Annotated in this window: 22 protein-coding genes; 9 read left to right on the top strand and 13 right to left on the bottom strand. The window is 68.3% G+C overall.

Annotation, left to right across the window (positions count from 1 at the left end):
- Positions 1-231: 231 nt before the first annotated feature.
- Genes PI86_RS03360 through PI86_RS03350 form a run of 3 tightly spaced genes read left to right on the top strand, consistent with a single transcriptional unit; the run spans position 232 to position 2,160 of the window.
- Positions 232-600 (top strand): response regulator, encoded by a 369-nt coding sequence (locus PI86_RS03360; protein WP_014900712.1) that lies wholly within the window; start codon positions 232-234, stop codon positions 598-600.
- The gene (locus PI86_RS03355) at positions 593-1,219 is read left to right on the top strand and encodes a chemotaxis protein CheC (RefSeq protein WP_014900713.1); all 627 of its coding nucleotides are present in this window, start codon (positions 593-595) and stop codon (positions 1,217-1,219) included. The genes PI86_RS03360 and PI86_RS03355 overlap by 8 nt, the downstream gene beginning before the upstream one ends.
- Positions 1,216-2,160, top strand: coding sequence for a GGDEF domain-containing protein (locus PI86_RS03350; RefSeq protein WP_014900714.1), 945 nt, complete (start codon positions 1,216-1,218; stop codon positions 2,158-2,160). Before PI86_RS03355 ends, PI86_RS03350 begins: the two co-directional genes overlap by 4 nt.
- Before the next feature lie 30 nt (positions 2,161-2,190).
- On the opposite strand, the gene PI86_RS03345 is transcribed toward PI86_RS03350, so the two are convergent.
- On the bottom strand, positions 2,191-3,075 hold the full coding sequence (locus tag PI86_RS03345; protein ID WP_039318669.1) for an alpha/beta fold hydrolase: 885 nt from the start codon (positions 3,073-3,075) through the stop codon (positions 2,191-2,193).
- A 205-nt stretch (positions 3,076-3,280) separates the two neighbouring features.
- Here PI86_RS03345 and PI86_RS03340 point away from each other — a divergent pair, with 205 nt between their 5' ends.
- The 5 genes from PI86_RS03340 to PI86_RS03320 all read left to right on the top strand — a co-directional run bounded on the left by PI86_RS03340 (position 3,281) and on the right by PI86_RS03320 (position 8,674).
- Positions 3,281-3,613, top strand: a complete 333-nt coding sequence (locus tag PI86_RS03340) for a hypothetical protein (protein WP_039318668.1) — start codon at positions 3,281-3,283, stop codon at positions 3,611-3,613.
- A 258-nt stretch (positions 3,614-3,871) separates the two neighbouring features.
- Positions 3,872-4,720, top strand: a complete 849-nt coding sequence (gene hpnD / locus PI86_RS03335) for a presqualene diphosphate synthase HpnD (protein WP_014900717.1) — start codon at positions 3,872-3,874, stop codon at positions 4,718-4,720.
- Between the two features lie 4 nt (positions 4,721-4,724).
- Complete coding sequence (gene hpnE, locus PI86_RS03330) at positions 4,725-5,978, top strand: hydroxysqualene dehydroxylase HpnE (protein WP_039318667.1); 1,254 nt, start codon at positions 4,725-4,727, stop codon at positions 5,976-5,978.
- Between the two features lie 11 nt (positions 5,979-5,989).
- On the top strand, positions 5,990-7,963 hold the full coding sequence (gene shc / locus PI86_RS03325) for a squalene--hopene cyclase (protein WP_039318666.1): 1,974 nt from the start codon (positions 5,990-5,992) through the stop codon (positions 7,961-7,963).
- Between the two features lie 3 nt (positions 7,964-7,966).
- The gene (locus PI86_RS03320) at positions 7,967-8,674 is read left to right on the top strand and encodes a phosphorylase (protein ID WP_039318665.1); all 708 of its coding nucleotides are present in this window, start codon (positions 7,967-7,969) and stop codon (positions 8,672-8,674) included.
- Positions 8,675-8,790: 116 nt separating this feature from the next.
- On the opposite strand, the gene PI86_RS03315 is transcribed toward PI86_RS03320, so the two are convergent.
- Together PI86_RS03315 and PI86_RS03310 are read right to left on the bottom strand one after the other, a co-directional pair.
- A complete protein-coding gene (locus tag PI86_RS03315; protein ID WP_039318664.1) occupies positions 8,791-9,831 on the bottom strand; it encodes an MlaA family lipoprotein in 1,041 nt (346 codons plus the stop codon).
- Complete coding sequence (locus PI86_RS03310) at positions 9,824-12,457, bottom strand: MMPL family transporter (RefSeq protein ID WP_039318663.1); 2,634 nt, start codon at positions 12,455-12,457, stop codon at positions 9,824-9,826. Before PI86_RS03310 ends, PI86_RS03315 begins: the two co-directional genes overlap by 8 nt.
- A 330-nt stretch (positions 12,458-12,787) precedes the next feature.
- On the opposite strand from PI86_RS03310, the gene PI86_RS03305 reads away from it, so the two are divergent.
- Positions 12,788-13,384 carry an MlaC/ttg2D family ABC transporter substrate-binding protein gene (locus PI86_RS03305; protein WP_014900723.1) on the top strand — a complete coding sequence of 199 codons (597 nt, stop codon included), beginning with the start codon at positions 12,788-12,790 and terminating at the stop codon, positions 13,382-13,384.
- Between the two features lie 473 nt (positions 13,385-13,857).
- Here the strand turns inward: PI86_RS03305 and PI86_RS03300 are convergent, their stop codons facing one another.
- The 10 genes from PI86_RS03300 to glcD form a co-directional block, all read right to left on the bottom strand.
- Complete coding sequence (locus PI86_RS03300; protein ID WP_039318662.1) at positions 13,858-14,115, bottom strand: hypothetical protein; 258 nt, start codon at positions 14,113-14,115, stop codon at positions 13,858-13,860.
- A complete protein-coding gene (locus tag PI86_RS03295) occupies positions 14,112-14,597 on the bottom strand; it encodes a DUF2778 domain-containing protein (protein WP_039318661.1) in 486 nt (161 codons plus the stop codon). The genes PI86_RS03300 and PI86_RS03295 overlap by 4 nt, the downstream gene beginning before the upstream one ends.
- A 364-nt stretch (positions 14,598-14,961) precedes the next feature.
- Positions 14,962-15,606, bottom strand: a complete 645-nt coding sequence (locus PI86_RS03290; RefSeq protein ID WP_039318660.1) for a response regulator — start codon at positions 15,604-15,606, stop codon at positions 14,962-14,964.
- A gap of 31 nt (positions 15,607-15,637) precedes the next feature.
- The gene (locus tag PI86_RS03285; RefSeq protein ID WP_014900726.1) at positions 15,638-17,020 is read right to left on the bottom strand and encodes a cache domain-containing protein; all 1,383 of its coding nucleotides are present in this window, start codon (positions 17,018-17,020) and stop codon (positions 15,638-15,640) included.
- A 110-nt stretch (positions 17,021-17,130) separates the two neighbouring features.
- Positions 17,131-18,693 carry a sensor domain-containing diguanylate cyclase gene (locus PI86_RS03280; protein WP_039318659.1) on the bottom strand — a complete coding sequence of 521 codons (1,563 nt, stop codon included), beginning with the start codon at positions 18,691-18,693 and terminating at the stop codon, positions 17,131-17,133.
- 563 nt (positions 18,694-19,256) lie between these two features.
- On the bottom strand, positions 19,257-21,431 hold the full coding sequence (locus PI86_RS03275; RefSeq protein ID WP_039318658.1) for a malate synthase G: 2,175 nt from the start codon (positions 21,429-21,431) through the stop codon (positions 19,257-19,259).
- A gap of 38 nt (positions 21,432-21,469) precedes the next feature.
- A complete protein-coding gene (locus PI86_RS03270) occupies positions 21,470-21,874 on the bottom strand; it encodes a GlcG/HbpS family heme-binding protein (RefSeq protein WP_039318657.1) in 405 nt (134 codons plus the stop codon).
- 22 nt (positions 21,875-21,896) lie between these two features.
- The gene (gene glcF, locus PI86_RS03265) at positions 21,897-23,117 is read right to left on the bottom strand and encodes a glycolate oxidase subunit GlcF (RefSeq protein ID WP_039318656.1); all 1,221 of its coding nucleotides are present in this window, start codon (positions 23,115-23,117) and stop codon (positions 21,897-21,899) included.
- 24 nt (positions 23,118-23,141) lie between these two features.
- Positions 23,142-24,230: a glycolate oxidase subunit GlcE gene (gene glcE / locus PI86_RS03260; RefSeq protein ID WP_039318655.1), complete on the bottom strand. Its 1,089-nt coding sequence runs from the start codon at positions 24,228-24,230 to the stop codon at positions 23,142-23,144.
- A complete protein-coding gene (gene glcD / locus PI86_RS03255; RefSeq protein ID WP_039318654.1) occupies positions 24,230-25,729 on the bottom strand; it encodes a glycolate oxidase subunit GlcD in 1,500 nt (499 codons plus the stop codon). The genes glcE and glcD overlap by 1 nt, the downstream gene beginning before the upstream one ends.
- Positions 25,730-25,894: the final 165 nt, after the last annotated feature.

The raw sequence follows: 25,894 nt of genomic DNA, 5'->3' as shown, positions 1-25,894 counted from the left end.
AAATGGCGAGTTGCACCGCCTCCGGTTTACTCAGAGAATCGCGCCTTGCTTTCCCTATGACAGATATATGCGCCCGCCGGCGTTTGCCGCGCGGTGCGTCGCGTGCATCGTACCGCGGCGCCCGCGCACGGCCGCACGGCGGTTGCCCGCGCTTGATTGCATGGCGGCTCAAGAAATGCGCCGAGCGGTCGTTAACGCGAGAGAGACCATTCCGTATACCGCTTCGCCGCCATGCCTTTGCCGATTGTGATTGCCGACGATTCCCTGCTCGCTCGCAAACTTCTGACAAAGGCGCTGCCGGGAGACTGGGACGTCGATGTCGCGTATGCAGCGAATGGTCGCGAGGCCTTGGCGCTCTATCGTGACGGCAAAGCTTCCGTGATGTTTCTGGACCTGACGATGCCCGACATGAACGGCTATCAGGTGCTGGAGACACTGCGCCACGAAGATCTGAACACGTTCGTGATCGTGGTATCCGCCGATATCCAGCCGCAGGCGCAAGCCCGCGTGCGCGAGATGGGCGCGATCGCATTCGTTGCCAAGCCCGTGACGCCGGAGGCGTTGCTGCCCATTCTCAAGGAGTATGGGTTGTATGCCTGAATCGGTGTTCACGGCGGAGCAACGCGACGCGTTGCAGGAAATCGCCAACCTCGCGATGGGCCGCGCCGCTGCGCGGCTCGCGCTGCTGCTCGGGCACTTCATCGAGCTGTCGGTACCGCGCGTGCGCATCGTGAAGGCCGCCGATGCGGGCGACGCATTGCGCGAGATGACCGGCATCCACGAGAACGTGACGGCCGTGCGCCAGGGCTTCCGCTCCGACATCAAGGGCGAGGCGATCGTGCTGTGTCGCAGCGCGGGCGTCGCGCGGCTCATGTCGCTGATGGAGCGCACGTTCGGCGACGGCGCGTACGCCGGCATGGCGACGCAGGACGAACTCGTGTTCGACGTCGCCAACGTGCTGATGAGCGCCTGCGTCGCGTCGATCCTCGACGAGTTCGGCCGCAAGCCCGTGTTCTTCCCGCCGGGGCTGCTCGGCGCGAACGTGTCGTTCGACGACGTGTTCCAGGCCAACGCGCTCGCGTGGAGCGTCGCGCTGCTGCTCGAGGTGAACTTCGGGCTCGAGGATCACGCGTTCCGCGCACATTTCGTGATGCTGATGGCCGAGGATTCGATCCGCTTGATGGGCGACGCGCTCGACGCGTTGCTGTCCGCGCTATGAACGCCGCTACCGGTACCGCGTCGCTGAGCGACCTCGTGATCGAACGGGTGGGCTTCGGCCTGTTCGTGCTCGACCGCACGATGACCGTGCTGATGTGGAACCGCTTCATGCAGGACCACAGCGGTATCCCGGCCGCCGACGTGATCGGCCGCGACCTGTTCGACTGCTTTCCGGAACTGCCGCGCGCGTGGCTCGAACGCAAGCTCGAGAGCGTGTTCCAGCTCGGCAGCTTCGCGTTCAGCTCGTGGGAGCAGCGACCCTACCTGTTTCGTTTCGAGCACGACCGGCCGATCACGGGCGGCGTCGACTACATGCAGCAGGACTGCACGTTCATGCCGCTCACGCGCGGCCGCGACGTCGAGGCCGTGTGCGTGACGATCTCGGACGTCACGCACGTGAGCGTGATGCAGCGTGAGCGCGAGGAGGCGGTCGCCAAGCTGCGCGAACATGCGAATCGCGACGGCCTCACCGGCATCGCGAACCGGCGTTTCTTCGAGACGCAGCTCGGCAACGAGTTCGCGCGCTGGCAGCGCTACGGCGGCGACCTGTCGGTGCTGCTGTTCGACCTCGACCACTTCAAGACGATCAACGACCGGTTCGGGCACGCGGCCGGCGATGCTGTATTGCGCGAGACGGCGCGCCGGGTCGCGTCGATCGTGCGCGCGCAGGACACGTTCGGCCGTTTCGGCGGCGAGGAATTCGCGCTGCTGCTGCCGTGCACGAATCTCGACGAGGCGATGCTCGTGGCCGACAAGGTGCGCGATGCGATCGGCCGCACGCCGGTCGATGCGGAGGGCGTCAGCGTGCCGGTGACGGCGAGCGTCGGCGGCGCGTGCGCGAAGGCGGGCGCGCCGGCGTGCGAGGTGCTCGTCAACGAGGCCGACACCGCGCTCTATCGCGCGAAGCGGCTCGGGCGCGATCGGTCGATCGCCTACGCGTAACCGCTGCGCCGCGCGTCCGACGCGCGTGGTTCAGCTTTTCGCGATGTCCGCCAGCACGCCGGCCAGCACGGCCGGCTGCGACATGAACGGCGAATGGCTGCTGTCGAGCTGGTGCACGTGCGTCGGGTTGTCGGGCGCGAACACGTCGGCTTCGTCGATGAAGCGCTGCTGCAGCGCGGGCAGGATCACGCGATCCTGCAGGCACTTGATGTAGTGACGGTCGATCGCGCCCCAGCGCGAGACGGTCGTCGGGATCGCGGTGGCGAACGGCGCGGCCGGCACGTCGCAGGTCATCAGGTTCGCCACCGCTTCGAAGTCGGCCTGCGACACGTCGTCGTACAGCGCACGCTTCGCCATCTCGCGATACGCGGCGTCGCCGCTGCGCGGATCGATCCGCAGCGAGCCCGCGACGCGCGGGCTCGCGAGCATCAGCGGGCCCAGCATCTCGCCGGTGTTCTCGGGCGCACGCACGTAGTCGAGGCCCGGCACGCCCGACGCGGGCATGAATGCAGCGAGGTAGACGATCTTCGCGATCTTCTCTGGCGCGCGTTCCGCCGCCGCCGTGACCGCCAGGCCACCCATGCTGTGCCCGACGAGGACGACCTTGCCGCGGCCGAGCGCGTAAGCGTCGTCGACGGCCTGCATCACCTGCGACGCGTAATCGTCGAGCGTCGTGTTCGCGACCGGCGACGGCTCGGCGCCGAACGCGTCCCGGTCGAGCGGCCGGGCGAGATACGACGCGGGGAAGCGTGCGTTGATGCCGTGTGCGGGCAGGTCGCGCGCGATCGACAGGTAGCCGCGCGCGGCCAGCGCGGCCGCGACGTGCGCATAGCACCACGCACCGTGCCACGCGCCGTGCACGAGCACGAAAACGGGATGGTCGGCGTGCGGGGTGGCGGTTACGTTCGTCTCCATGGTGTCCGTGTATTTTTGAGAAAGATGTCCATCTTAGACGAAGCCGCGCGCGTCCAAGCATGAAGCCGCAGCCCGACCGTGTGCGCGCTCGCGCCGGGTGTCGCGATTGCGCCCTTTTGTCTCGTACAGGCCACATTTTGTCCGGATCTGATTTGAATTTGCGCCGAAGCGCGCTAATTTGACGCTTTGCTCCCGTTTCCGCCACATGAACGTCGACTACCTCTTCTATCGGAAGCCGGACAAGCCTGGCCCCTATTCGCTCGACGACCTGGGCGACACCGCGCCGCCGATCGGCCCGAGCGACGCGGTACGCGCGGGAATCGCGCGGGTGTTCGAGCAGATCGACTGGCGGGAGTCGCCCGACGTGCCGGGCGCATGGTTCGGCACCGGCGGCCCGTCGTTCCAGTTCACGGTGGAGCCCGACGGGTGGGTGACGAGCTTCATGGGCTCGCGGCTCGAGCGCCGCTCGATGCTGCAACTGACCCGCGAAATGGGGCTCATTGCGCTCGACCTGCAGCGCGACATCGTCTACGGCTGACGGGCGGCGCGGCGTCGCTCCCCGCCCGGGCGGGCCGCGCCGGCCCGTCACTGCCTCGGGCGCCCCGCCGGCGCGGTGCGTGTCCGCCATCGAACTTCAAAGATTGCTATACTTTCGGCCAATTCCGGCTTCCGGCCGGTAATTTGTGCCTGTCTGCGTCGATCGTTCGCATATCTCGCACGCATTTGACGCCCTGACCAACCCAGCCGGGCATGGCTTCTTCAATCGCCCCGCGTGGGTGTCTCCGTGGAGCTCGTCTTGGCCGTTTCCAATCTCGTCGTGGACGAACAAGAAACCGACGCCGCTGCCGTCACATCGGGCAGTTCTTTCTATTTGGCGATGCGCATCCTGCCGGCGGTGCAGCGCGACGCGATGTTCCAGGTCTACGCGTTCTGCCGCGCGGTCGACGACATCGCCGACAGCGACCTGCCGCGCGCCGAGCGCAACGCGGGCCTCGATCGCTGGCGCGCGGACATCGACGCGTGCTTCGCCGGCCAGCCGCCGCGCCACCTGGTGGCGCTCGAGCGCGAGATTCGCGCGTTCAACCTGCAGCGCGACGACTTCCACGCGATGATCGACGGGATGGCGATGGACGCCGCCGAGGACATCTGCGCGCCCGATGAGCCGACGCTCGACCTGTTTTGCGATCGCGTGGCGAGCGCGGCCGGCCGTCTGTCGGTGAGGATTTTCGGGATCCCGGAAGCGGAAGGCATCAAGCTGTCGCACCACCTCGGCCGCGCGTTGCAACTGACGAACATCCTGCGCGACATCGACGACGACGCTGCGATCAACCGCTGCTACCTGCCGCGCGAGCTGCTTGCGCGCGAAGGCATCGCGATCACCGATCCGGCGACGATCGTGCGTGACCCGGCGCTGCCGCGGGTTTGCGCGACGCTCGTCGAACGCGCGCTCGACCACTTCCGCGAGGCGGACGCCGTGATGGACACCTGCACGCGTGCGCAGGTGAAGGCACCGCGCATCATGTCGGGCGCGTATCGCTGCATTCTCGAGGCCGCGATCGCGCGCGGCTTTGCCGCCCCGCGTGCGCCGTTGCGCAAGCCGAAGGCGCGCATGCTGATGATCGCCGCGCGCTACGCGCTGTTCTGAGCCGATGCCCAGAACCGTCCACGTGATCGGTGCAGGACTCGCGGGCCTGTCGGCCGCCGTCGAGCTGCAACGCCGCGGGCGGCGCATCGTGCTGCACGACGCGCATGCGCACGCGGGCGGCCGCTGCCGTTCGTGGTTCGACGGGACGCTGAACACGACGCTCGACAGCGGGCTGCATCAGGTTTTCGCGGGGCAGCCGGCGACGCAGCGCTACCTGCGCGCGATCGGCGCGGCCGATCAGCTCGCGGGGCCCGCGCTGCCTGAATGTCTGGTGGTCGACGTCGCATCGCAGCAGCGCTGGACCCTGCGCTTCGGCAACGGACGCTGGCCGTCGTGGCTGTTCGACGCCGCGTCGCGCGCGCCGGGCACGACGCCGCTCGACTACCTTGCGCTCGCGCCGCTCGCGTTCGCGCGCGCGGGCCGCTCACTCGCACAGACGATGCGATGCGACGGCGTGCTGTGGGATCGTTGGCTGCGGCCGTTTTTCCTCGGCGTGCTGAACGTCGAGCCGCGCCACGCGAGCGCCGAGCTCGCGCGAGCGGCGCTGGGCGGCGCGTTCGCCGCGGGCGGCCCCGCTTGTCGTCCGCTCGTCGCGCGCCACGGGCTCGGCAGCGCATTCGTCGAACCGGCGCTGCGGATGCTGCAGCACGGCGGCGCGCAGATCCGGTTGAACTCGCGGCTCGACGCGTTCGAATTCGGCGCGCACGGCAATGCGGTCGACGCGGTCACGATCGGCGGCGAGCGCGTCGATCTCGCGCCGGGCGACGCGGTCGTGCTGGCCGTGCCGCCCGAAGTCGCGCAGCCGCTCGTCCCGGATCTCACCGCGCCCGACACGTTCGGCGCGGTCGTGACCGCGTATTTCGCGGTCGATACGCCGGCCGGCAGCCCGCTGCAGACGAGCGTCGTCAACGGTGTCGTCGACGCGGTGCGCACCGGCGGCGGTCCGCTCGCGGCGACGATTCGCGACGCGGGCCGCTGGCTCGACCTGCCGCGCGACGTGCTCGCGCGGCGCATCTGGGACGACGTCGCGCGCGTGACGGGCGCGAACCCGGAAACCGTCCCCGCGTGGCAGCTCGTCGTCGAGCCGCGCGCGGGTTTTGCGGCGGTGCCGTCGCAGGAAATGAAACGTCCGGCCGTGCGTACGCGCTGGACCAATCTTGTGCTGGCGGGTGACTGGATTGCCACCGGCTTGCCCGCCACGATCGAGGGCGCGATCCGTTCCGGCCAGCTGGCCGCGGACGTGCTCCAGACACAATAAGAGAGGGACCGATGAACGATCTCACCGATATGGCTACCCTGTCCGCCGGCACCGCGCCGGCCGGGCTCGACGCGGCCGTCGCCAGCGCGACCGACGCGCTGCTGGCCGCGCAGAACGCGGACGGACACTGGGTCTACGAACTCGAGGCCGATTCGACGATTCCCGCCGAATACGTGCTGCTCGTCCACTATCTCGGCGAGACGCCGAACCTCGAGCTCGAACAGAAGATCGGCCGCTATCTGCGCCGCATCCAGCAGGCGGACGGCGGCTGGCCGCTGTTCACCGACGGCGCGCCGAACATCAGCGCGAGCGTGAAGGCGTATTTCGCGCTGAAGGTGATCGGCGACGACGAGAACGCCGAGCACATGCAGCGCGCGCGCCGCGCGATCCACGCGATGGGCGGCGCCGAGATGTCGAACGTGTTCACGCGGATCCAGCTCGCGCTGTACGGCGCGATTCCGTGGCGCGCGGTGCCGATGATGCCGGTCGAGATCATGCTGCTGCCGCAGTGGTTCCCGTTCCACCTGTCGAAGGTGTCGTACTGGGCGCGTACCGTGATCGTGCCGCTGCTGGTGCTGAACGCGAAGCGCCCGCTCGCGAAGAACCCGCGCGGCGTGCGCATCGACGAGCTGTTCATCGACCCGCCCGTCAACGCTGGCCTGCTGCCCCGCCAGGGCCACCAGAGCGCCGGCTGGTTCGCGTTCTTCCGGGTGGTCGACCATGCGCTGCGCGCGGTCGACGGACTGTTCCCGAGCTACACGCGCGAACGCGCGATCCGCCAGGCCGTGTCGTTCGTCGACGAGCGCCTGAACGGCGAGGACGGCCTCGGCGCGATCTATCCGGCGATGGCCAACGCGGTGATGATGTACGACGTGCTCGGCTATGCGGAAGACCATCCGAACCGCGCGATCGCGCGCAAGGCGGTCGAAAAACTGCTCGTCGTGCACGAGGACGAAGCGTATTGCCAGCCGTGCCTGTCGCCGGTGTGGGACACGTCGCTCGCCGCGCACGCGCTGCTCGAAACCGGCGATGCACGCGCCGAGGAAGCCGTGCTGCGCGGCCTCGACTGGCTGCTCCCGCTGCAGATCCTCGACGTGCGCGGCGACTGGATCTCGCGCCGCCCGAACGTGCGTCCCGGCGGCTGGGCATTCCAGTATGCGAACGCGCACTATCCGGACGTCGACGACACGGCCGTCGTGGTGATGGCGATGGACCGCGCGCAGAAGCTCAAGCAGACGGACACGTATCGCGAATCGATGGCGCGCGCGCGCGAATGGGTCGTCGGCATGCAGAGTAGCGACGGCGGCTGGGGTGCGTTCGAACCGGAAAACACGCAGTACTACCTGAACAACATCCCGTTCTCGGATCACGGCGCGCTGCTCGACCCGCCGACTTCCGACGTGTCGGGCCGCTGCCTGTCGATGCTGTCGCAGCTTGGCGAGAGTGCGTTGACCAGCGAGCCGGCCCGTCGCGCGCTCGACTATATGCTGAAGGAACAGGAACCGGACGGCAGCTGGTACGGCCGCTGGGGGATGAACTACGTGTACGGCACGTGGACCGCACTGTGCTCGCTGAACGCTGCCGGCCTGACGCCGGACGATCCGCGCATGAAGCGCGGCGCGCAGTGGCTGCTGTCGATCCAGAACAAGGACGGCGGCTGGGGCGAAGACGGCGACAGCTACAAGCTCAACTACCGTGGCTTCGAGCAGGCGCCGAGCACGGCGTCGCAGACGGCCTGGGCGCTGCTCGGCCTGATGGCGGCCGGCGAGGTGAACAACCCGGCCGTGGCACGCGGCGTCGACTACCTGATCGCCCGGCAGAACGAAGAAGGCCTGTGGGACGAGACGCGCTTCACGGCGACCGGCTTCCCGCGCGTGTTCTACCTGCGCTATCACGGCTATCGCAAGTTCTTCCCGCTGTGGGCGCTCGCGCGCTATCGCAACCTGAAGCGCGCCAACGCGACGCGCGTGACGGTCGGGATGTAACGCGTGGCCGCGACGCAGCATAACGGCACGTTGCCCGTCATCGCCGTCACGGGGATGGCGTTCGAGGCGCGCATCGCGCGCGGTCAAGGCGTCGAGGCCGTGTTCGCGGCGCGGGCCGACCGGCTCGAGCGCGCGCTGGCCGAGGCGACCGCGCGTGGTTGCGCGGGCATCGTGAGCTTCGGAACGGCGGGCGGGCTCGCCCCCGACCTGGCGCCCGGCGCGCTCGTGATCGCGGATGCGATCGACGGCCCGTTCGGCCGCGTGCAGACCGACCCGGCCTGGAGCGCGCGCCTCGTCGCCGCGCTGCACGACACGCCGGTGTGGGCGCGCGTCACGCGCGGCACGATGGCGGCGGTCGGCGCGCCGGTGGTCAGCGAGCAGGAAAAGACGTCGCTGCATCGCACGAAGGGCGCGCTCGCCGTCGACATGGAATCGCATATCGCGGCGGCCTTCGCGGCATCACGCGGCGTGCCGTTCGCGGTGTGCCGCGCGATCGTCGATCCGGCGTGGCGCACGCTGCCGCGCGCGGCGACGGCCGGCCTGCGCGACGACGGCAGCACGGCCATCCTGCCGATCCTGCGCGAACTGCTGAAGCAGCCGTCGCAGCTCGGCCCGCTGCTGCAGGTCGCGGGCGACGCACGCGCGGCGCGCACGACGCTGATCCAGGCGCGGCACGCATTCGAGCGTGCGGGCGCGATGCGGATTGTCTGAGCGGCGTTCGCCGCTGCTTGATTCTCCTCCCCTTCCCCTTTTCAAACGCGTACGCGCAAAAAAAGAGCGCTGCATGATGCAGCGCTCTTCGGCTTCCCGACGGATACAGTCCCGCGTTACTGCGCGGCTGGACTGCTCGCGGGCATGGCCGGCATCGCGGGCGCGATCGGCGCGCCGTTGGCGGCCGGCGTCGTGGTAGCCCCTGCCGACGCAGCGACCGGCGCCGCGGCCGAGGCAGCCGCTGGTGCCGCGGCAGGCGCGCTCGCAGGCATCGCGCTGTCCGCACCCGGATCGTCGTACTGCGGCAACCCCGGCGTGGCCGGCGCGTTGTTCGGCGCGGTGCCCGATGCGCCACCCGACTCGCCCGGATCCTCGTAGTTCGGCAGACCCGGCACAGACGGCGCGACAGCCGGCGCCGCACCTGGCACCGCTCCCGATTCGCCCGGCTCGGTGTAGTTCGGCGGCGCGGCCGACGCCGACTCGCCGTGATACGTGAGCGACTTGCGCTGCTGCAGGTACGCATCGCGGACGAACGAATACGGATCGAGCGCCGCCTGCTTCAACAGGTCGGTCGCGCCGAGCAGGTCCGACCGCGCGCTGATGAATTGCGCGATGTACATCGGATTGCGCGCGGCCGGCTCGATGTAGTTGAGCAGGTTGAAGCGGACGTCCACCGCGCGGCCGACGCCGTCGCGGACCGTGCTCGGCCCGAACACCGGCAGCACGACGTACGGGCCGGACGGCATGCCCCAGCGCGCCATCGTCAGGCCGAAATCCTGGTGATGCTTTGGCAGCCCGGCCGGCGTCGCGATGTCGATCAGGCCGCCGACGCCGAACACCGAGTTCATCGCCACGCGCATCAGATCCTGCGTCGCATCGGTGATACGGAGCTGCAACAGGTTGTTTGCCAGGTTGCCGAGATCGCCGAGGTTCGAGAAGAAGTTGCTGATCGCGGTACGCACGGGCGTCGGCGTGACCTTCTGGTAACCCTTCGCGATCGGCACGGCGATGTTCGTGTCGACCGTGTCGTTGAACTTGTACACCGCCCGGTTCATCGGCTCGAGCGGGTCGTCGGGGTTGCGGTTCGGGCCCGTCGCACAGCCACTCAGCACTGCGCTGGCAGCGACGGTCGCCGCAATGATTCGCACCTTATTCATTGTTTCCTTGCGATTGGTTCTTGGCGCGTTTGACGCGTGGTTTGCCCATCAGGACGGGCTGAAACACCACGGCGCCGATCAGGGTGCAGGTCAACGCCAGCGCGAGCAGCTTGCCCATGCTCGACGTGCCTGGATGATGCGACAGCCACAAGCTGCCGAAGGCGGTTGCCGTCGTCGCGGCGCTGAACAGCACCGCGTGCGTGAGGCTCGAATGCAGCAGGCCGGTTTGCCCCCCGCGCCACGCCATCACGAAGTACACCTTGAACGCGACGCCGACGCCGAGCATCAGCGGCAGCGCGATGATGTTCGCGAAGTTGAGCGACATGCCGAGCACGACGCACATCTCGAGCGTGACGAGGCCGGACACGAGCAGCGGCACCAGCGTGCGCAGCACGTCGCCGAAGCGGCGCAGCGTGATCCACAGCAGGATCGTGATCGAGATGATCGACCACAGCGCCGCGTGCAGGAACGCGTTGATGATCGTGTCGGCCGAATGCAGGATCGAGATCGGCCCGCCGGTCGCGCCTGGTTCCGCGGCCTTCACGGTCTTCGCGAAACGGCGCAGCATCGTGTCGTCGTTCGGGTCGACGCCCTTCGGCACCTTCGGCGAGATCTGCACGAGTGCGTGGCCGTCCGGCGCGACCCAGTCGCGCACGAGTTGCGGCGGCAGCGATGCGCGCGTGATGTCCTGCGGTTGCAGCAGCGTCGCGAGCTGATTCAGCGCGATGTGCAGCGTGTCGGAGAACGCACGCTCGGCGCGGTCGCGCGTCGCGCTGTCGGCGGCAGCGAGCTTCGCGAGCGACGCGGACAGGTGCTGCGCGGCGGCCGCGCCCGGGCCCGGGTGATCTTCGGCCGCGTAGCTCAGCAGGTCCGACACGCGCTTGAGCGCGGCGACGCGCTGTGCGTCGGTCGCGGGCGGCGCGGCCGGCTGCGTCAGCGCGGGCAGCAGGTCGCTCGCGGCCGCGGCGATCGCCGCGCGCTTGGCCGGCTGGTCGGCGGGGATGAAGGTCGACAGCGTGGTCGTGCGGCCGACTTCCGGCAGCGCGTCGAGGCGCTTCGCGGCCGCGTCGCCATCGGCGAGCGACGGCGCGAGCAGCGTGACGTCGTTGACGGCTGCCTCCGGCGAATCCTTCAGTGCGAGCAGCGTTGCCATCGATTCGCTGTGCGGATCCTTCAGGTTCAGCGGGTTGAAGTCGAAGCGCAGGAACGCGAGCAGCGGCAGCGCGCCGATCACGACCACGAGCGTGCCGATCAGGATCGGCTTGCGATGGCGATCGAGGTAATCGTCGACCGGGGCGAGCCACGGGAAGCCAGGCGTCTTCGATTCGCCCGGCGGCGCGAACAGGCGCAGCAGCGCGGGCAGCAGCGTGAGCGTGGTCAGCAGCGCGACGAACATGCCGACGCCCGCGATCAGGCCGAGCTCGGAGACGCCGCGATAGGCCGTGGGGATGAACGAGAAGAAGCTCGCGGCGACAGCCGCGGTGGCGAGTGCGAGCGGCATGCCCATCGAGTGCGCGGCGCCGATCAGCGCGTGATCGATGCGTGGATCGCGGAATCGCTCCTCGCGATATTTCACGCCGTACTGGATCGAGAAGTCGACGCCGAGGCCGACGAACAGCACCATGAACGCGACCGAGATCATGTTCAGCGAACCGACCATCGCGAGGCCGAGCGCCGCGGTCACCACGAGGCCGACGAACAGCGTGAAGAGCACCGAGCCGATCATCCGCTTCGAGCGCAGCGCAAGCCACAGGATGACGAGCACAGCGAGCAGCGTGAGCACGCCGTTGAGTGCTGCGCCGTCTTCCACCGACGCGAATTCGTCGTCGGCGAGCGGTTGTTCGCCGGTCAGGCGCACGACCGCGCCGTAGCGTTGCTCGAGGCCGAGCGCTTTCGCCGTGTCGCGGATCACCTGGGTCGTTTCGGCACCGGCCTTCAGCGCGCCGTAGTTCACGACCGGCTGCACCGTGACGAACGCGCGTGCGGGCTGGCGCGCGGCATCGCTGTCGACCAGCGCGCGCCACGAGAACGCGGCCGGCTTGCCGGCAAGCACATCGTCGACCGTCGCGGCGCTGCGGGCGAGCAGCTTGGCCATCGCGGGCAGCTTCACCTGGCCGCTCAGGAGCGGCTGGCCGAGCGTGGTGGACAGCGTGGTCGCGAGCCCGGTCAGGCTCGGGTTCTTCGCGAGTTCGTTGACGAGCGGGCGTGCGCTCGCGAGCTGCGACGTCGTATCCGAGACTTCCTGCGGCGACAGGAACAGCAGCCCGTTGTGCTCGAAGAACGGCCCGCCGCCGGGTTCGGCGACCTGGCCGATATGGCCGGCCTCGGCCTGTTTCTGCAGTGCTTCGGTCAGCGTGTGCGCGGCGGCGGTCGCGAATTCGGGCGCGGGCGCCTCGACCACCGCGAGGATCGTGCCGTTGCGTTGCGGGAAGGCCGTGTCGACGGCCTGGCCGAGCGCGGCCCATTGCGGCTCCGCGTCGACGAGCTTGCTGATGTCCGTGTTGATCTTGAAGTGCTGCGCGACATAGACACCGCTGAAGGCGGCAATGACGAGCGACAGCACGACGACCCAGACGGGGCGTCGTACCGACCATGCAACGAGTCGGACGATGAGAGATGTCACCATGTGGCGGCGGTAATGGGCTGGCCAGAACAAAGAAGCGAGTATACCGGCGCAACGTGGCGTCAGTCGCTACGTTGGAGCGTTAAGGGGCGGGAAGGATATTTGCGCTGCCGCGAAGGAATCGGCGCGAATGGTCGGACGATTGGTAAGGGGATATTTACATAATCGGCGCCGGTCGCGCTGCGGCCGGCGCCCGGTGACAAAAGGGGCTCAAAGGTAACAGTCGGTCACCGTACGGCAGGCCGGCGTCCGGGCCGCTATACTTCGACCCACCGGCCGATGCAATCGATGCAATTGGCCGGCCGTTTTTTTCCATCGAGTGCGAATATCCGTATGAAACGTCATCTGTTTGCTTTCGTCGCGGCGGCTGCCGTGTCGGTTTCCGCTTTCGCGCAGAGCGCGCCGGTCGATATCGTCCGCAATGCCGTCGAAGGCACCGTCAACGCGATGAAGGCCGATCCGGTCGCGCGTGGCGGCGACATGGCGAAGGTCACGCAAGTCGTCGAGCAGCGCTTCCTGCCCGCGACGAACTTCGAGCGCACGACCCGCATCGCGGTCGGCGACGCCTGGAAGCAGGCAACCCCGCAGCAGCAGCAGGAGCTGTACAAGCAGTTCAAGCTGCTGATGACGCGCACCTATGCCGCGTCGCTTGCACAGCTCGGCAGCCAGGACGCGAAGTTCTCGTTCAAGGCGGGTGGCGCGTCGGGCGCCGATGCGCTGGTGCAGTCGACGGTGACGACGCCGGGCGACAGCCAGTCGGTCGGCTACCGGCTCGGCAAGGTCGGCAACGACTGGAAGATCTACGACATCGACATGTCGGGCGCGTGGCTGATCCAGGTCTACCAGGGCCAGTTCAAGGGCCAGCTCGCGTCGGGCGGGATCGACGGGCTGATCGCGTATCTGCAGAAGCACAACTCGCGGACGAACTGACGGTCGACCGACAGAGGCTCGCGATCGGAGCAGTGGGCTTCGGCGCTCGTTTCGTTCAGCCCTCTTTTTTGCCCGGACGCCAAACGGTGCAGCGCGAGCACTGGAACCATGACGCCCCGGTCGCAGATGCGGCCGGGGCGTTTTCACATTGAAGTCCCGCTTATGACTCGCGTCGCCGATTTTCCTCGGCGGCTTGCCGCAGCGCTGTGCGAAGCCGATGGTTATCGACGAGCAATGCGACGACGGTGATCGCCAGGATAATCATCGGTGCCTCGTTCCCGGAAACACGGGAAAGCACGGTCGTCGATCCGGCGCATGAAAGTGCAACCAGCAACAGTAGAAATCGGTCCTTCCACCACGCGTGTGAATCCGGTTTCACGTTGCTTCCCCAGCTATATTTGCGGCGGGCGAATGCCGGCCCTCGTGCTCAGAAATTGCACGCCAGGCTGAACGATTGCGCCGTCAGTGTTTCCCTAACGCCGAACCACACGGTTAACGCCCCAAACAGCCAAGCCGGCCACGACGAGACAGATAGCCAGTACGAGCAAGAGCGCGATCCCATCGACGTCGTCGGCATGCGCAATGGTGTCGACCCCGAAAAATGTCATTGCCGATTCGATTGCCGCAGGAATGGGCGTTTCGATCGGGAGGCGAACGAACCAGCGCGCGAGCAGCATGCCGAGAATGAGGGTAGCCAAGATGCTGAGGCTATAGCGCACGACCTTCATCATTCGACCTCGACGATTCCGTATGCCTTGATGTCGCTCCCGGGGATCGGTAGCGTTGCGCCTCGAGCGCGAAGGTACGCCGACAACCGTTCGAAGTCTTGCGCATCCTTCACGGTGATGCAGCCTTCGCTGCGTCCGAGCGGGCCGTTCGGATGCAGGCGGAATGCGCTGCGGCGCACGCCGTTCACGGTTGTCCAATCGTCAATTGTTCCATCAGCACGGTACAGCGCAAACCATCTATCCCTGTCGGTTCCATACAGGTTCGCGCGCACGAAGTCATAGAGCCATCCCAGATGGCCCCCCGACTGTCGATCTACGATGTAATACAAGCCCCGCGGCAAGGGACCTGACTTCGGCTTCGTGACCGCTTCCGGCTTGTTCCGATCATTCGGCATGCCGCTGAACGCTGGCACGGAACCGGCGCCGACGCATGAAAGGGTGGAAATCGGCCGCCCGTTCAGCACGAAGGTGCATGACACTGGCATGGGTGATCCCTCGGTTGAATTTGGGCGAACCCTATCAGATGAACCTGGATCACTCAATTCGGTAATCCTGCCGAGGGCTACGATCGGGTTGCCACCCTCGGCGAAGTCGTCGTGAACCACTGCCGCCACTGCCGCACGCGCGTGATCATGCGCAGCCGCCGGAAATGTTACGGACTGTCCGCGAAATCACCTGTCAGTGCAACACATGCATACCACTGCCCTTGCAGTACGTTCGCTGTAGGTCGAATCAAGGCAAGTCACGTCGTGCTTTTTGGCTGCATCGCGTAAGACGCGACTAAGGCCCAACACCGGGTGGAGTTCGTCACGTTGGACCCTGAATAGGGAAAATCGGCCGGAAATCCGCTCACCGCCGCCGATGCTCGACCGCGAACTTGATCAGCTCCGCCTGCCCTTCTATCTCGAGCTTGCGTTTCAGGTTGAGCCGATGGGTTTCCACCGTGCGCACCGACAGCCCCGTCTGCTGCGCGATCTGCTTGCTCGACAGCCCCTCGGCCAGCGCATCGAGGATGTCGCGTTCGCGCGGCGTCAACCGGTCGAGCGGCGACGTGGTCGCGCGCGCCTGGATCATCCGCGCGGCAAGCCCTTCGCTGAAGAACGTCTGCCCGGCCAGCACCGTGCCGATTGCGCGCATGATCTCGCTGGCGGGCGAATCCTTCAGCAGGTAGCCGCTCGCGCCGGCGCGCACGGCCTGCGTCACGTATTCGATGTTGTCGTGCATCGACAGCATCAGCACGCGAATTCCCGGAAAGCGCTCGTGGAACACGCCGGCCAGCGTGATGCCGTTCATCCCGTTCATGCCGACGTCCATCAGCGCGAGATCGGGTTCGAGCGACGCAGCGAGCGCGAGCGCCTCGTCGGCGTTGCCGGCCTCGCCGACCACGGACAGGTCGGCAGCTTCGAGGCGCATCCGCAGGCCGTCGCGCACCAGCGGGTGATCGTCGACGAGCAGCAGTCGGGCAGCGGGCCGGGCGGTGTCGGGGGCGCTCATGGGCAAAGGTCTCCGGTTATGGGGCGCGTCGTCAGGCGGCGGCGCGCAGCGGCACGCGCGCGGCCACGACCGTGTGGCCGACGTGCGACGTGATCGTCAGCATGCCGCCGAGCGCGTCGAGGCGCTCCCGCATGTTGCGCAGGCCGATGCCGCGGCGCGCATCGGTCTGCGAACGCTCGGCATCGAAGCCGCAGCCGTTGTCGGCGATGGTCAGCGTGACGGAATGCGCGCCGACGTCGAGCGTGACGGCCGCGCGTGACGCCTGCGCATGATGCACGATGTTGCTGAGCGCTTCCTGTGCGATCCGGAACAGCGCCGTATTGACCGGCGCGGGCAGCGGCCGCGCGCCGCTGTGCGCGACCTGCGTATAGCCGATGTCGATGCCGCTTTCCGTGCCGAATTCGCGCACGAGCTGCTCGAGCGCCGCCGCGAGGCCGAGATCGTCGAGCATCGCCGGGCGCAGTGCATGCGAGATGCGCCGCACTTCGCGCAGCGTGTCGCCGAGCCGCCCGACGCCCGACGCGAGCGCCTGCTCGGCCTCGGGCATGCGCGTTGCGCCGCGCTCGAAGCGCGCGAGCGCGGATTCGAGCATCAGCTTCGCAGACACCATCATCTGGCTGATCCCGTCATGCAGTTCGCGCGACAGCCGCTCGCGCTCCTGTTCCTGCGATTCGACGACGCGCTGCGCGAGTTGCTTGAGCTTCGCATCGGCACTGCGCGACTCGCTGACGTTCAGCACCAGCGCACAGACGGCGATCGCCGCCGCGCCGGTCAGCGCGATCGCGGTGAGCCAGCTCATCGTGCGCTCGATGTTGGCGGACGCGCGCGCGTCGATGCGCTGCAGCGCAGTGTCGACGTCGTCGAGATAGATGCCGGTGCCGACCATCCAGCCCCAGCGTTCGAGCGCGACGACGTAGCCGAGCTTCGGCGCGACCTTGCCCGTCGACGGCCGCTGCCACGCGTAGCGCACGTAGCCGCCGCCGTGCGATGCGGCGCCGATCAGCTGCTGGATCGTCAGCGCACCCTGCGGGTCGCGCATCGACCAGTAATTGTGGCCGACGCGCTCGGGCTCGCGCGGATGCATCAGCGAATTGCCGTGCAGGTCGTACACGAAGAAATAGCCGTCGGGACCGAAATCCATCTTCTGCAACATCGCGAGCGCCTGCGTGCGCAGCATCCCGTCGTCGCGCGCGTTGCGGCCGCTCGCGTCGTAGAGCGGCATGATCGCGCTCGTCGCGAGTTCGACGTAGTGCTTGAGCTCGACTTCCTTGCTCGACAGGTACGCGGCCTGGATCGTCGCGTGCTGCGTGTGGGCGAGCGACGTCGCCTGCTGACGCACGCCGAAGCCGATGCCGGCGATGGCGAGCAGGAACGGCACGATGGCCAGGAGGAAAATCTTTGCCTTGAGTCTCATGGTGGTGCGAAGCGGGCGCGCTTACCGCGCGGCGGCGCGGCGAGCCGACATTGTCGGCGATTTTGGCCCGCGGGCGGCGCCGGCGCGGCGGCCGCCCGGCACGCCAGCGCTCAGGCCCGGCGCGGTTCGCGGTCGGCGGCCGTGGACGGCTGCACGACGACCCGGTTGCGTCCGCGCTCCTTGGCGCGATACAGCGCGTCGTCGGCGAGCTTCAACGCGGCCTGGATGCTGTCGTCGTGTTCCGGAAAGCAGGTCGTCACGCCGATGCTCGCGGTCAGGCACCCGGATGCGCCCGTATCGTGCCGGATACCGAGATCGAGGATGCCGGTGCGGATCGCCTCCGCGATCGTCACGGCGCCGGTCGTGTCGACGTCGGGCAGCACCACGACGAACTCCTCGCCGCCATAGCGCGCTGCGTAGTCGGCCGGCCGGCGCAGGCATCCGGCGATGCAGCGGCCGACCGCGGCCAGCGCATCGTCGCCGGCCTGGTGGCCTTGTGTGTCGTTGTAGCGCTTGAAGTGATCGACGTCCACGAACAGCAGCGACAGCGCATGCTGCGAGCGCGCGGCGCGGCGCCATTCGCGCGCGAGCGTGACGTCGAGCATCCGGCGGTTGTCGAGGCCCGTGAGGCCGTCGGTGCGCGCGAGCGCCTGCAGTTCGGTTTCCGCGCGGTGGCGCTTGCGCAACTGCACGTCGAGCAGCAGCGACAGGCCGACGAAGCCGAGTGCGAGCAGGGCCATCGCGGAGCCGATCGGAATCGCGCGGTCGTACCACGCGGCGTAGGTGTCCGCTTCGGAGCGCGCCACCATGATGATCAGCGGCAGGTTGTCGAGGTGCCGGAACACGTACAGGCGCCGCACGCCGTCGATCGACGCGGTATCGGCGAAGCTGCCTTCGTTGGCGGTCATGAACTGCCGGAACGTGCTGGCGCGGCTGATGTTTCGGCCGACGATCGCCGGATCGTACGGTTGGCGCGCGAGCATCAGGCCCTTCGTGTTGATCAGCGCCATCGACCCGCGATCGCCGAGCGCGAGGCGCGAGAACAGGTTCTGGAAATATTCAAGCCGGATCGACATCACGGCGACGCCGCCGAACGATCCGTCGGGCCGCGTGATGCGCCGGCTGAGCGCGATGCTCGGGGAGCCGTCGCGCAGCCGCGAATGGTATGGATCGCTGACGTACAGGCCGACGTCCGGGTGGTCGCGGTGCACCGTGAAGTACGGTTCGTTGCCGAAATTCGCCTTGCGTGGCACGTCGCTCTTGCCGTCGACCGCGATGTCGCCGTTCGCGTCGAGCACGTAGATGCCGCCGAGGTATTTGGCGGTCGTCGCACGGTCGAACAGCACCTGACGGCGCAGCGGCATCGGCAGCGCGACGACCGCGGGATCGTTCTCGCCTTCGACGACCGCCTGCAGCGACAGCGAATAGATCTCGATGTTGCGCTCGATGTCCCACGACGCCATCAGCGCGATGTTGTGCTGCGTGATGCGGGCACGGTCGCGCGCGTCGATGCGGCCTTCGTACAGCAGGATGGCGCACAGCAGCAACAGCAGCAGCGCGATCAGCAGCCCGGAATAGAAGATCAGGTGCGGCAACAGGACCCGGCGCAATTGAGCGACGACACGGCCCGTCAGGCCGGATTCGCTGGGCAGTGCGTAGTCGGTTTCTGCCATGGTCCGTGGATCGATGGGCACCGTCGCCGGGCGGCGGGTCGATGCGATTATTCGTATGACTTGCTGGTGGCGATCCGGTACGCGGCCCGTTCGGCGCCTGGTCCCCCGATCGGCGGCGAACGTTGCCGCACATTATCGGATTTGGCGGCCGGGTAAACCGTTAAATCTCCTGTTCACCGCCGACATCTGCCGCGATTCGATGATCCGACGAATTGGGCGGTGCGGATTGGTCCGAGTATAGCGCGCGCATTCGTCTGCGCGGAAAATGTTGCGCGCTGTTGATCCGGATCAAATTATCGAAGTGGCCGATACTTGCCAATCGCGCGCCGAGCGTTGTGGCGCAAGGCTTCGCGTCATCGCGTGAGCGGCGCGCATTGAGCGTCCGCCGATTTTCGTGATTTAGCGACCGGCGCGTATGGAAAGCCGTCGGACGATATGCGCCGATTATCCGTTTCAGCGGTTGCGTAAATCCCGAATATGAAAACGGGCGGCCGTGATGGCCGCCCGTTTCGTGAAACCGGCGTACGGGTTTCCGGCATGCGGGAAGACCCGCATGCGCGGACTCAACCGCCGTTCTGTTGCGCCTTGAACGCGAGCCGGAACCGATGCAGCAGCGGCTCGGTATAGCCGCTCGGCTGCGACGTGCCCTGCAGCGCGAGTGCGCACGCGGCCTTGAACGCCGTCGACTGGTCGTAGCCGGGCGCCATCGGACGATAGTTCGGGTCGCCCGCGTTCTGCTGGTCGACGACGCGCGCCATCCGCTTGAACACGTCGAGCACGAACGCCTCGGTGATCACGCCGTGGCGCAGCCAGTTCGCGATGTGCTGGCTCGAGATGCGCAGCGTCGCGCGGTCTTCCATCAGGCCGACGTCGTGGATGTCGGGCACCTTCGAGCAGCCGACGCCCTGTTCGACCCAGCGCACGACGTAGCCGAGGATGCCCTGTGCGTTGTTCTCGACCTCGCTCAGGATCTCGCTCTCGCTCCAGGCGGCGCGCTCGACGACCGGCACGGTCAGCAGCCCTTCGAGCAGCGCGTCGCGTTCGCTCGCGTACGGCGTCTTCTCGAGCGCCTGCTGGACGGCCTGCACGTCGACGAGGTGGTAGTGCAGCGCGTGCAGCGTCGCGGCGGTCGGCGACGGCACCCATGCGGTGTTCGCGCCGGCGCGCGGATGCGCGATCTTCTGCTCGAGCATCGCGTGCATCAGGTCCGGCATCGCCCACATGCCCTTGCCGATCTGCGCGCGGCCGCGCAGGCCGGCCGACAGGCCCGCGAGCACGTTGTTGCGCTCGTACGACTGGATCCACGCCGACGACTTCATGTCGCCCTTGCGGATCATCGGGCCCGCTTCCATCGCGGTGTGCATCTCGTCGCCGGTGCGGTCGAGGAAGCCGGTGTTGATGAACGCGACGCGCGTGGCGGCCGCCGCGATGCACGCGGCGAGGTTCACGCTGGTGCGACGCTCCTCGTCCATGATGCCCATCTTCAGCGTGTTGCGCGGCAGGCCGTACAGATCCTCGATGCGCGCGAACAGCGTGTCGGCGAACGCGACTTCGACCGGGCCGTGCATCTTCGGCTTCACGATGTAGATCGAGCCGGTGCGCGAGTTGCGCTTGGCCTGCAGGTCGTGCAGCGAGCACAGCGTCGTGACGACGCCGTCGAGGATCCCTTCCGGAATCTCGTTGCCGTCGCGGTCGAGCACCGCGCCGTTGGTCATCAGGTGGCCGACGTTGCGCACGAACAGCAGCGAGCGGCCGTGCAGCGACAGCGTGCCGCCGGCCGGCGTCGTGTACTCGCGATCGGCGTTCAGGCGGCGCGTGAAGGTCTTGCCGCCCTTCGCGACTTCCTCGACCAGCGTGCCCTGCATCAGGCCGAGCCAGTTGCGGTAGAGCTGGACCTTGTCGTCGGCGTCGACCGCCGCCACCGAATCCTCGCAGTCGATGATCGTGCTGACCGCGGCTTCGAGCACGACGTCCTTCACGTTCGCGAGATCGGCGCGACCGATGGGGGTTGACGCGTCGATCTGGATCTCGAGGTGCAGGCCGTTGTGCTGCAGCAGGATCGCGGACGGCGCGTCGGCCGTGCCCTGGTAGCCGACGAATTGCGCCGGCTGCGCGAGGTGCGTGACGCCCTTGCCGGTTTCGACGGCGAGCTGGCCGTCCTGTACGCGGTAGCGCAGCGCGTCGCGGTGCGAGCCGCTCGCGAGCGGCGCCGCGTTGTCGAGCACGTTGCGCGCGTAGTCGATCACGCGCTGGCCGCGCGTCGGGTTGTAGGCCGACGTGCGTTCGGCGCCGCCGTCCTCGGGCAGTGCGTCGGTGCCGTACAGCGCATCGTACAGGCTGCCCCAGCGCGCGTTCGCGGCGTTCAGCGCATAGCGCGCGTTCGACAGCGGCACGACGAGCTGCGGGCCGGCTTGCGTCGCGATCTCGCTGTCGACGTTCGCGGTGGCTGCCGCGACGTTCGACGGGACCGGCACGAGGTAGCCGATCTGTTCGAGGAATGCGCGATAGGCGGCATGGTCGCGCACCGGGCCCGGGTGCGCGCGATGCCATGCGTCGAGTTCCTGCTGCAGGCGGTCGCGTTCCGCGAGCAACGCGCGGTTGCGCGGCGCGAGGTCGTGCACCAGGGCCGAGAAACCGCTCCAGAACGCGGCTTTGTCGATACCGGTGCCCGGCAGTGCTTCGTTTTCAATGAACTGGCTCAGCGCTGGTGCGACTTGCAGTCCTGCTTGGTCGATCATCGTGATTCCTCCCGGGGAAAAATGCGCGCGCGGCTGGCTTAGGCCACGACGCTTTGTGTGCCGGCGCGGGCGATCTGCGCATCCTGTTCGGACTTTACGCCAGACACACCGATCGCGCCCGCCATGCGGCCGTCCACCGTGACCGGCACGCCGCCTTCGAGCAAGCCCGTCAGCGGCACGCTCAGAAACGCGGTGCGGCCACCGTTGATCATATCCTCATACGCCTTCGTCTCGCGACGGCCGAGCGCCGCCGCGCGCGCCTTGTCCTGCGCGATGTAGGTGCTGGCGGCCGACGCGCCGTCGAGGCGCGCGAACGCGAGCAGGTGGCCGCCGTCGTCGACGATCGCGATCGACACGGCCCAGCCGTGGCGCTCGGCTTCCGCGCGGGCGGCGGCGAGCATGCGCTCGACGTCGGCGAGTTCGAGTTCGGGTTTCGTTTTCATGAAGGTTCTCCGGAGTCAGCGGTCAGTTGGCGAATCGGTTGTCGACGAGCTCGATCCAGTGGCGCACGGGCGTGCGGCCCGCGCCGTTCAGGTGAGTCTGGCAGCCGATGTTGGCCGTGACAATCAGGTCCGGCCGTGCGGCTTCGAGTGCATCGAGCTTGTTGTCGCGCAGTTTCGTCGCGAGCTCGGGCTGCGTCAGCGCATAGGTGCCGGCCGAGCCGCAGCACAGGTGGCCGTCGGCGACATTCGTCAGATCGAAGCCGAGCCGCGTCAGGATGCTTTCCACCGCGCCGCCGAGCCGCTGCGCATGCTGCAGTGTGCACGGGCAGTGGACCGCGACGCGGCGCTGCGTCGTATCGGCCAGCGCGTCGAGCGGTTCGGCCGCGATGACTTCCGCGAGGTCGCGCGCGAGCGCGCTGACGCGCCGTGCCTTGTCCGCGTAGACGGGGTCGGAGCGCAGCAGATCGCCGTATTCCTTCACGAACGCGCCGCACCCGCTCGCCGTCAGCACGATCGCTTCCGCGCCGGCCTCGATCGCCGGCCACCATGCATCGATGTTGCGGCGTGCGCGCGCGAGACCGGCAGCCTGCGCGTTCAGGTGATATTCGGTCGCACCGCAGCAGCCCGCCTCGCGCGCCGGCGTGACGCTGATGCCGAGCCGGTCGAGCACGCGTGCCGCGGCCGCGTTGGTGTTCGGGGACAGCGACGGCTGCACGCAGCCTTCCAGCATCAGCACGCGTCGTGCGTGGCGCACCGGCGGGCGCGGCGTGGCGGCGGGCACGGCGGCCGGAATCTTGTCCTGCAGCGTGCCGGGCAGCAGCGGACGCAGCGCGCGGCCGGTCTTCAGCAGCGCGGCGAACGTCGCCGGCCGCGGCACGACGTGACGCAGGCCCGCGCGCAACAGGCGCTCGCGCGCCGGGCGCCGCGCGCGCTTCTCGGCTTCCGCGCGGCCGATGTCGAGCAGCGTGTGATAGCGCACGCCGGACGGGCAGGTCGTCTCGCAGTTGCGGCAGGTCAGGCAACGGTCCAGATGCTGCTGCGTGCGCTCGCCGCACGGCTCGCCTTCGAGCATCTGCTTGATCAGGTAGATGCGCCCACGTGGCCCGTCGAGCTCGTTGCCGAGCACCTGGTAGGTCGGGCAGGTCGCATTGCAGAAGCCACAGTGCACGCACGCGCGCAGGATCGCTTCCGCTTCGTCGGCCCGGTCGAGGGCCTTGCTGGCTTCGCTGAGATTGGTTTGCATCGGCGGTTTGAAGTCGGGTTGGCGTCAGACGTCCGCGTACAGGCGGCCGGGATTGAAAATCGCATGCGGATCGAGTTGCGCCTTCAACTGCCGATGCACGCGCAGCAGCGCGGGCGGCAGCGGCTGGAACGGCTCGGGCGTCGTGCCGGGCGTGAAGCAGGTCGCGTGCCCGCCCCACTGCGCGGCGAACCGCTGCACGTCGGCCGGTGCCACGTCGCTCTTCAGCCAGCGCTGCGCGCCGCCCCAGTCGACCAGCTGCACGCCGGACAGCGCGTCGAGCGGTGCGGCGGCCGGCACCGACATGCGCCACAGCGGGCGCGGATCGTCGAAGAACGGCAGCGACAGGTCACGCAGCCGCGCCCAGAATCCGTCGTCGCGATCGTCCATCTGCTCGCCGCCGATCGTGTCGCGCGCGGCCTTCACCGAGCCCTCGCCGCCTTCGATCCGCACATGCAGTAGGCCGTCCGCGTGGCACGCGCCCGCGAGCGGCAGCCCCGCGCGGCGCCATGCGGCGACGCGTTGCACGGCTTCGCCCGCGTCGAGCAGCAACGCGAGATTGCCGGTGGAGCGCGGCTTCGGCAGCACCTTCAGCGATACCTCGGTCACGACGCCGAGGCAGCCGAAACTGCCCGCGAGCAGCCGCGACACGTCGTAGCCCGCGACGTTCTTCATCACCTCGCCGCCGAAGCGCAGGTGTTTCGCGTGGCCGGTGATCACGCGGCAGCCGAGCACGAAATCGCGCACCGCGCCGGCCCACGGGCGGCGCGGCCCCGCCAGTGCGGCCGCGAACATCCCGCCGACCGTCGCCGCGCCGCCGAACGCGGGCGGCTCGCACGGCAGCATCTGGCCGGCCGCGTCGAGCATCGCTTCGAGTTCGGCGAGCGGCGTGCCCGCGCGTGCGGTGATGACGAGTTCGGTCGGGTCGTACGCGACGACGCCGCGGTGCGTGCGCACGTCGAGCGTGCGGCCTTCGACGGCGCGGCCGACGAACGCCTTCGTGCCGGCGCCGCGGATATGCAGCGGCTGGCGAGCGTGGATTGCTGCGTCGACCTGCGCGACGAGCGCGGCGCTGTCGTCGATCGATTCGGGTTCGCGTTCGCGTTCGCGTCGCATCAGAAGCGCTCCAGTTCGGGAAACGGCAGCTTGCCGTGATGGACGTGCATCGCACCGAATTCGGCACAGCGATGCAGCGTCGGGATGTTCTTGCCCGGATTGAGCAGGCGCTGCGGATCGAACGCAGTCTTCACCGCGTGGAAGAACGTGATTTCATCGGCGTTGAACTGCACGCACATCTGGTTGATCTTCTCGCGCCCGACGCCGTGTTCGCCGGTGATGCTGCCGCCCACCGCGACGCACAGTTCGAGGATCTTGCCGCCGAGCGCTTCCGCGCGGTCGAGCTCGCCGGGATGGTTCGCGTCGAACAGGATCAGCGGATGCATGTTGCCGTCGCCCGCGTGGAACACGTTCGCGACCGGCAGCGCGTATTCGGCGGACAGCGCGGCGATCCCTTCGAGCACGCGCGGCAGCTCGCGGCGCGGGATCGTGCCGTCCATGCAGTAGTAGTCGGGCGACATGCGGCCGACCGCCGGGAACGCATTCTTGCGGCCGGCCCAGAAGCGCTGGCGCTCCGCTTCGTCGCGTGCGACGCGGATCTCCGACGCGCCGGCGTCGCGCAGCAGCGCGGCGACACGGTCGGCGTCTTCCTCGACGTCGCTGGCCGCGCCGTCGAGTTCGCACAGCAGGATCGCCTGCGCGTCGACCGGATAGCCCGCGTGGATGAAGTCCTCGGCCGCGCGGATCGCCAGGTTGTCCATCATTTCCAGCCCGCCGGGAATCACGCCTGCGCCGATGATCCGCGCGACCGCGGTGCCGGCTTCTGCGACGTCGTCGAAGCTCGCCATCAGCACCTTGACGCTCGGCGGTTTCGGCAGCAGCTTCACGGTCACTTCGGTGATGATGCCGAGCATCCCCTCGGAGCCGGTGAACAGTGCGAGCAGGTCGAAGCCGGGGGCGTCGAGCGCGTCGGCGCCGAGCGTGAGCGTGTCGCCGTCGATCGTCACGATCTCGACCTTCAGGATGTTGTGCACCGTCAGGCCGTATTTCAGGCAGTGCACGCCGCCCGCGTTTTCGGCGACGTTGCCGCCGATCGAGCAGGCGATCTGCGACGACGGATCGGGCGCGTAGTAGAGGCCGTATGGCGCGGCCGCCTGCGAGATCGCGAGGTTGCGCACGCCGGGCTGCACGCGCGCGATGCCGGCGTCGGCGTCGATGGCGAGAATCCGGCTGAACTTCGCCATCACGAGCAGGATGCCCTTTTCGAGCGGCATCGCGCCGCCCGACAGCCCGGTGCCCGCGCCGCGCGCGACGACCGGCACGCCGTGCGCGGCCGCGACGCGCAGCACCGCGCGCACCTGCTCGACCGTGTCGGGCAGCACCACCGCGAGCGGCACCGTGCGATACGCGGCGAGACCGTCGCATTCGAACGGCTTCAGCGCCTCGCGTTCGTGCAGCACGTCGAGGCCGGGCGCCGCCGCGTTGAGCGCGGCGACGAGCGTGTCGCGGTCGACGGTTGCCAGCGGGCCGTCGATCCGTTCGTCGTAGGTGAAACTCATCGTGTGTCTCCGTCTCCACCCTGCAGTCGGCCGCGGGAGGCGCGGCGTGCCGGATGGACGGCATTCTTGGCGGGCGGCGGGGGCGTGTCCAGACGTCGCGGATGTGGTCATACCAGTTTTTCGAGGGAGGCCTGTGACGTAGGGTTTGATGTGACGGAAAACCCA

The sequence above is a fragment of the Burkholderia sp. A9 genome (assembly GCF_000801975.1).
This window is presented reverse-complemented; position numbering and strand designations above follow the sequence as displayed.

Bases quoted from the DNA above. Each gene is read 5' to 3' on its own strand.
- PI86_RS03360 (WP_014900712.1), top strand. From the start codon at position 232: ATGCCTTTGCCGATTGTGATTGCCGACGATTCCCTGCTCGCTCGCAAA.
- PI86_RS03355 (WP_014900713.1), top strand. From the start codon at position 593: ATGCCTGAATCGGTGTTCACGGCGGAGCAACGCGACGCGTTGCAGGAA.
- PI86_RS03350 (WP_014900714.1), top strand. From the start codon at position 1,216: ATGAACGCCGCTACCGGTACCGCGTCGCTGAGCGACCTCGTGATCGAA.
- PI86_RS03345 (WP_039318669.1), bottom strand. From the start codon at position 3,075: ATGGAGACGAACGTAACCGCCACCCCGCACGCCGACCATCCCGTTTTC.
- PI86_RS03340 (WP_039318668.1), top strand. From the start codon at position 3,281: ATGAACGTCGACTACCTCTTCTATCGGAAGCCGGACAAGCCTGGCCCC.
- hpnE (WP_039318667.1), top strand. From the start codon at position 4,725: ATGCCCAGAACCGTCCACGTGATCGGTGCAGGACTCGCGGGCCTGTCG.
- shc (WP_039318666.1), top strand. From the start codon at position 5,990: ATGAACGATCTCACCGATATGGCTACCCTGTCCGCCGGCACCGCGCCG.
- PI86_RS03315 (WP_039318664.1), bottom strand. From the start codon at position 9,831: ATGAATAAGGTGCGAATCATTGCGGCGACCGTCGCTGCCAGCGCAGTG.
- PI86_RS03310 (WP_039318663.1), bottom strand. From the start codon at position 12,457: ATGGTGACATCTCTCATCGTCCGACTCGTTGCATGGTCGGTACGACGC.
- PI86_RS03305 (WP_014900723.1), top strand. From the start codon at position 12,788: ATGAAACGTCATCTGTTTGCTTTCGTCGCGGCGGCTGCCGTGTCGGTT.
- PI86_RS03300 (WP_039318662.1), bottom strand. From the start codon at position 14,115: ATGATGAAGGTCGTGCGCTATAGCCTCAGCATCTTGGCTACCCTCATT.
- PI86_RS03295 (WP_039318661.1), bottom strand. From the start codon at position 14,597: ATGCCAGTGTCATGCACCTTCGTGCTGAACGGGCGGCCGATTTCCACC.
- PI86_RS03290 (WP_039318660.1), bottom strand. From the start codon at position 15,606: ATGAGCGCCCCCGACACCGCCCGGCCCGCTGCCCGACTGCTGCTCGTC.
- PI86_RS03285 (WP_014900726.1), bottom strand. From the start codon at position 17,020: ATGAGACTCAAGGCAAAGATTTTCCTCCTGGCCATCGTGCCGTTCCTG.
- PI86_RS03280 (WP_039318659.1), bottom strand. From the start codon at position 18,693: ATGGCAGAAACCGACTACGCACTGCCCAGCGAATCCGGCCTGACGGGC.
- PI86_RS03275 (WP_039318658.1), bottom strand. From the start codon at position 21,431: ATGATCGACCAAGCAGGACTGCAAGTCGCACCAGCGCTGAGCCAGTTC.
- PI86_RS03270 (WP_039318657.1), bottom strand. From the start codon at position 21,874: ATGAAAACGAAACCCGAACTCGAACTCGCCGACGTCGAGCGCATGCTC.
- glcF (WP_039318656.1), bottom strand. From the start codon at position 23,117: ATGCAAACCAATCTCAGCGAAGCCAGCAAGGCCCTCGACCGGGCCGAC.
- glcE (WP_039318655.1), bottom strand. From the start codon at position 24,230: ATGCGACGCGAACGCGAACGCGAACCCGAATCGATCGACGACAGCGCC.
- glcD (WP_039318654.1), bottom strand. From the start codon at position 25,729: ATGAGTTTCACCTACGACGAACGGATCGACGGCCCGCTGGCAACCGTC.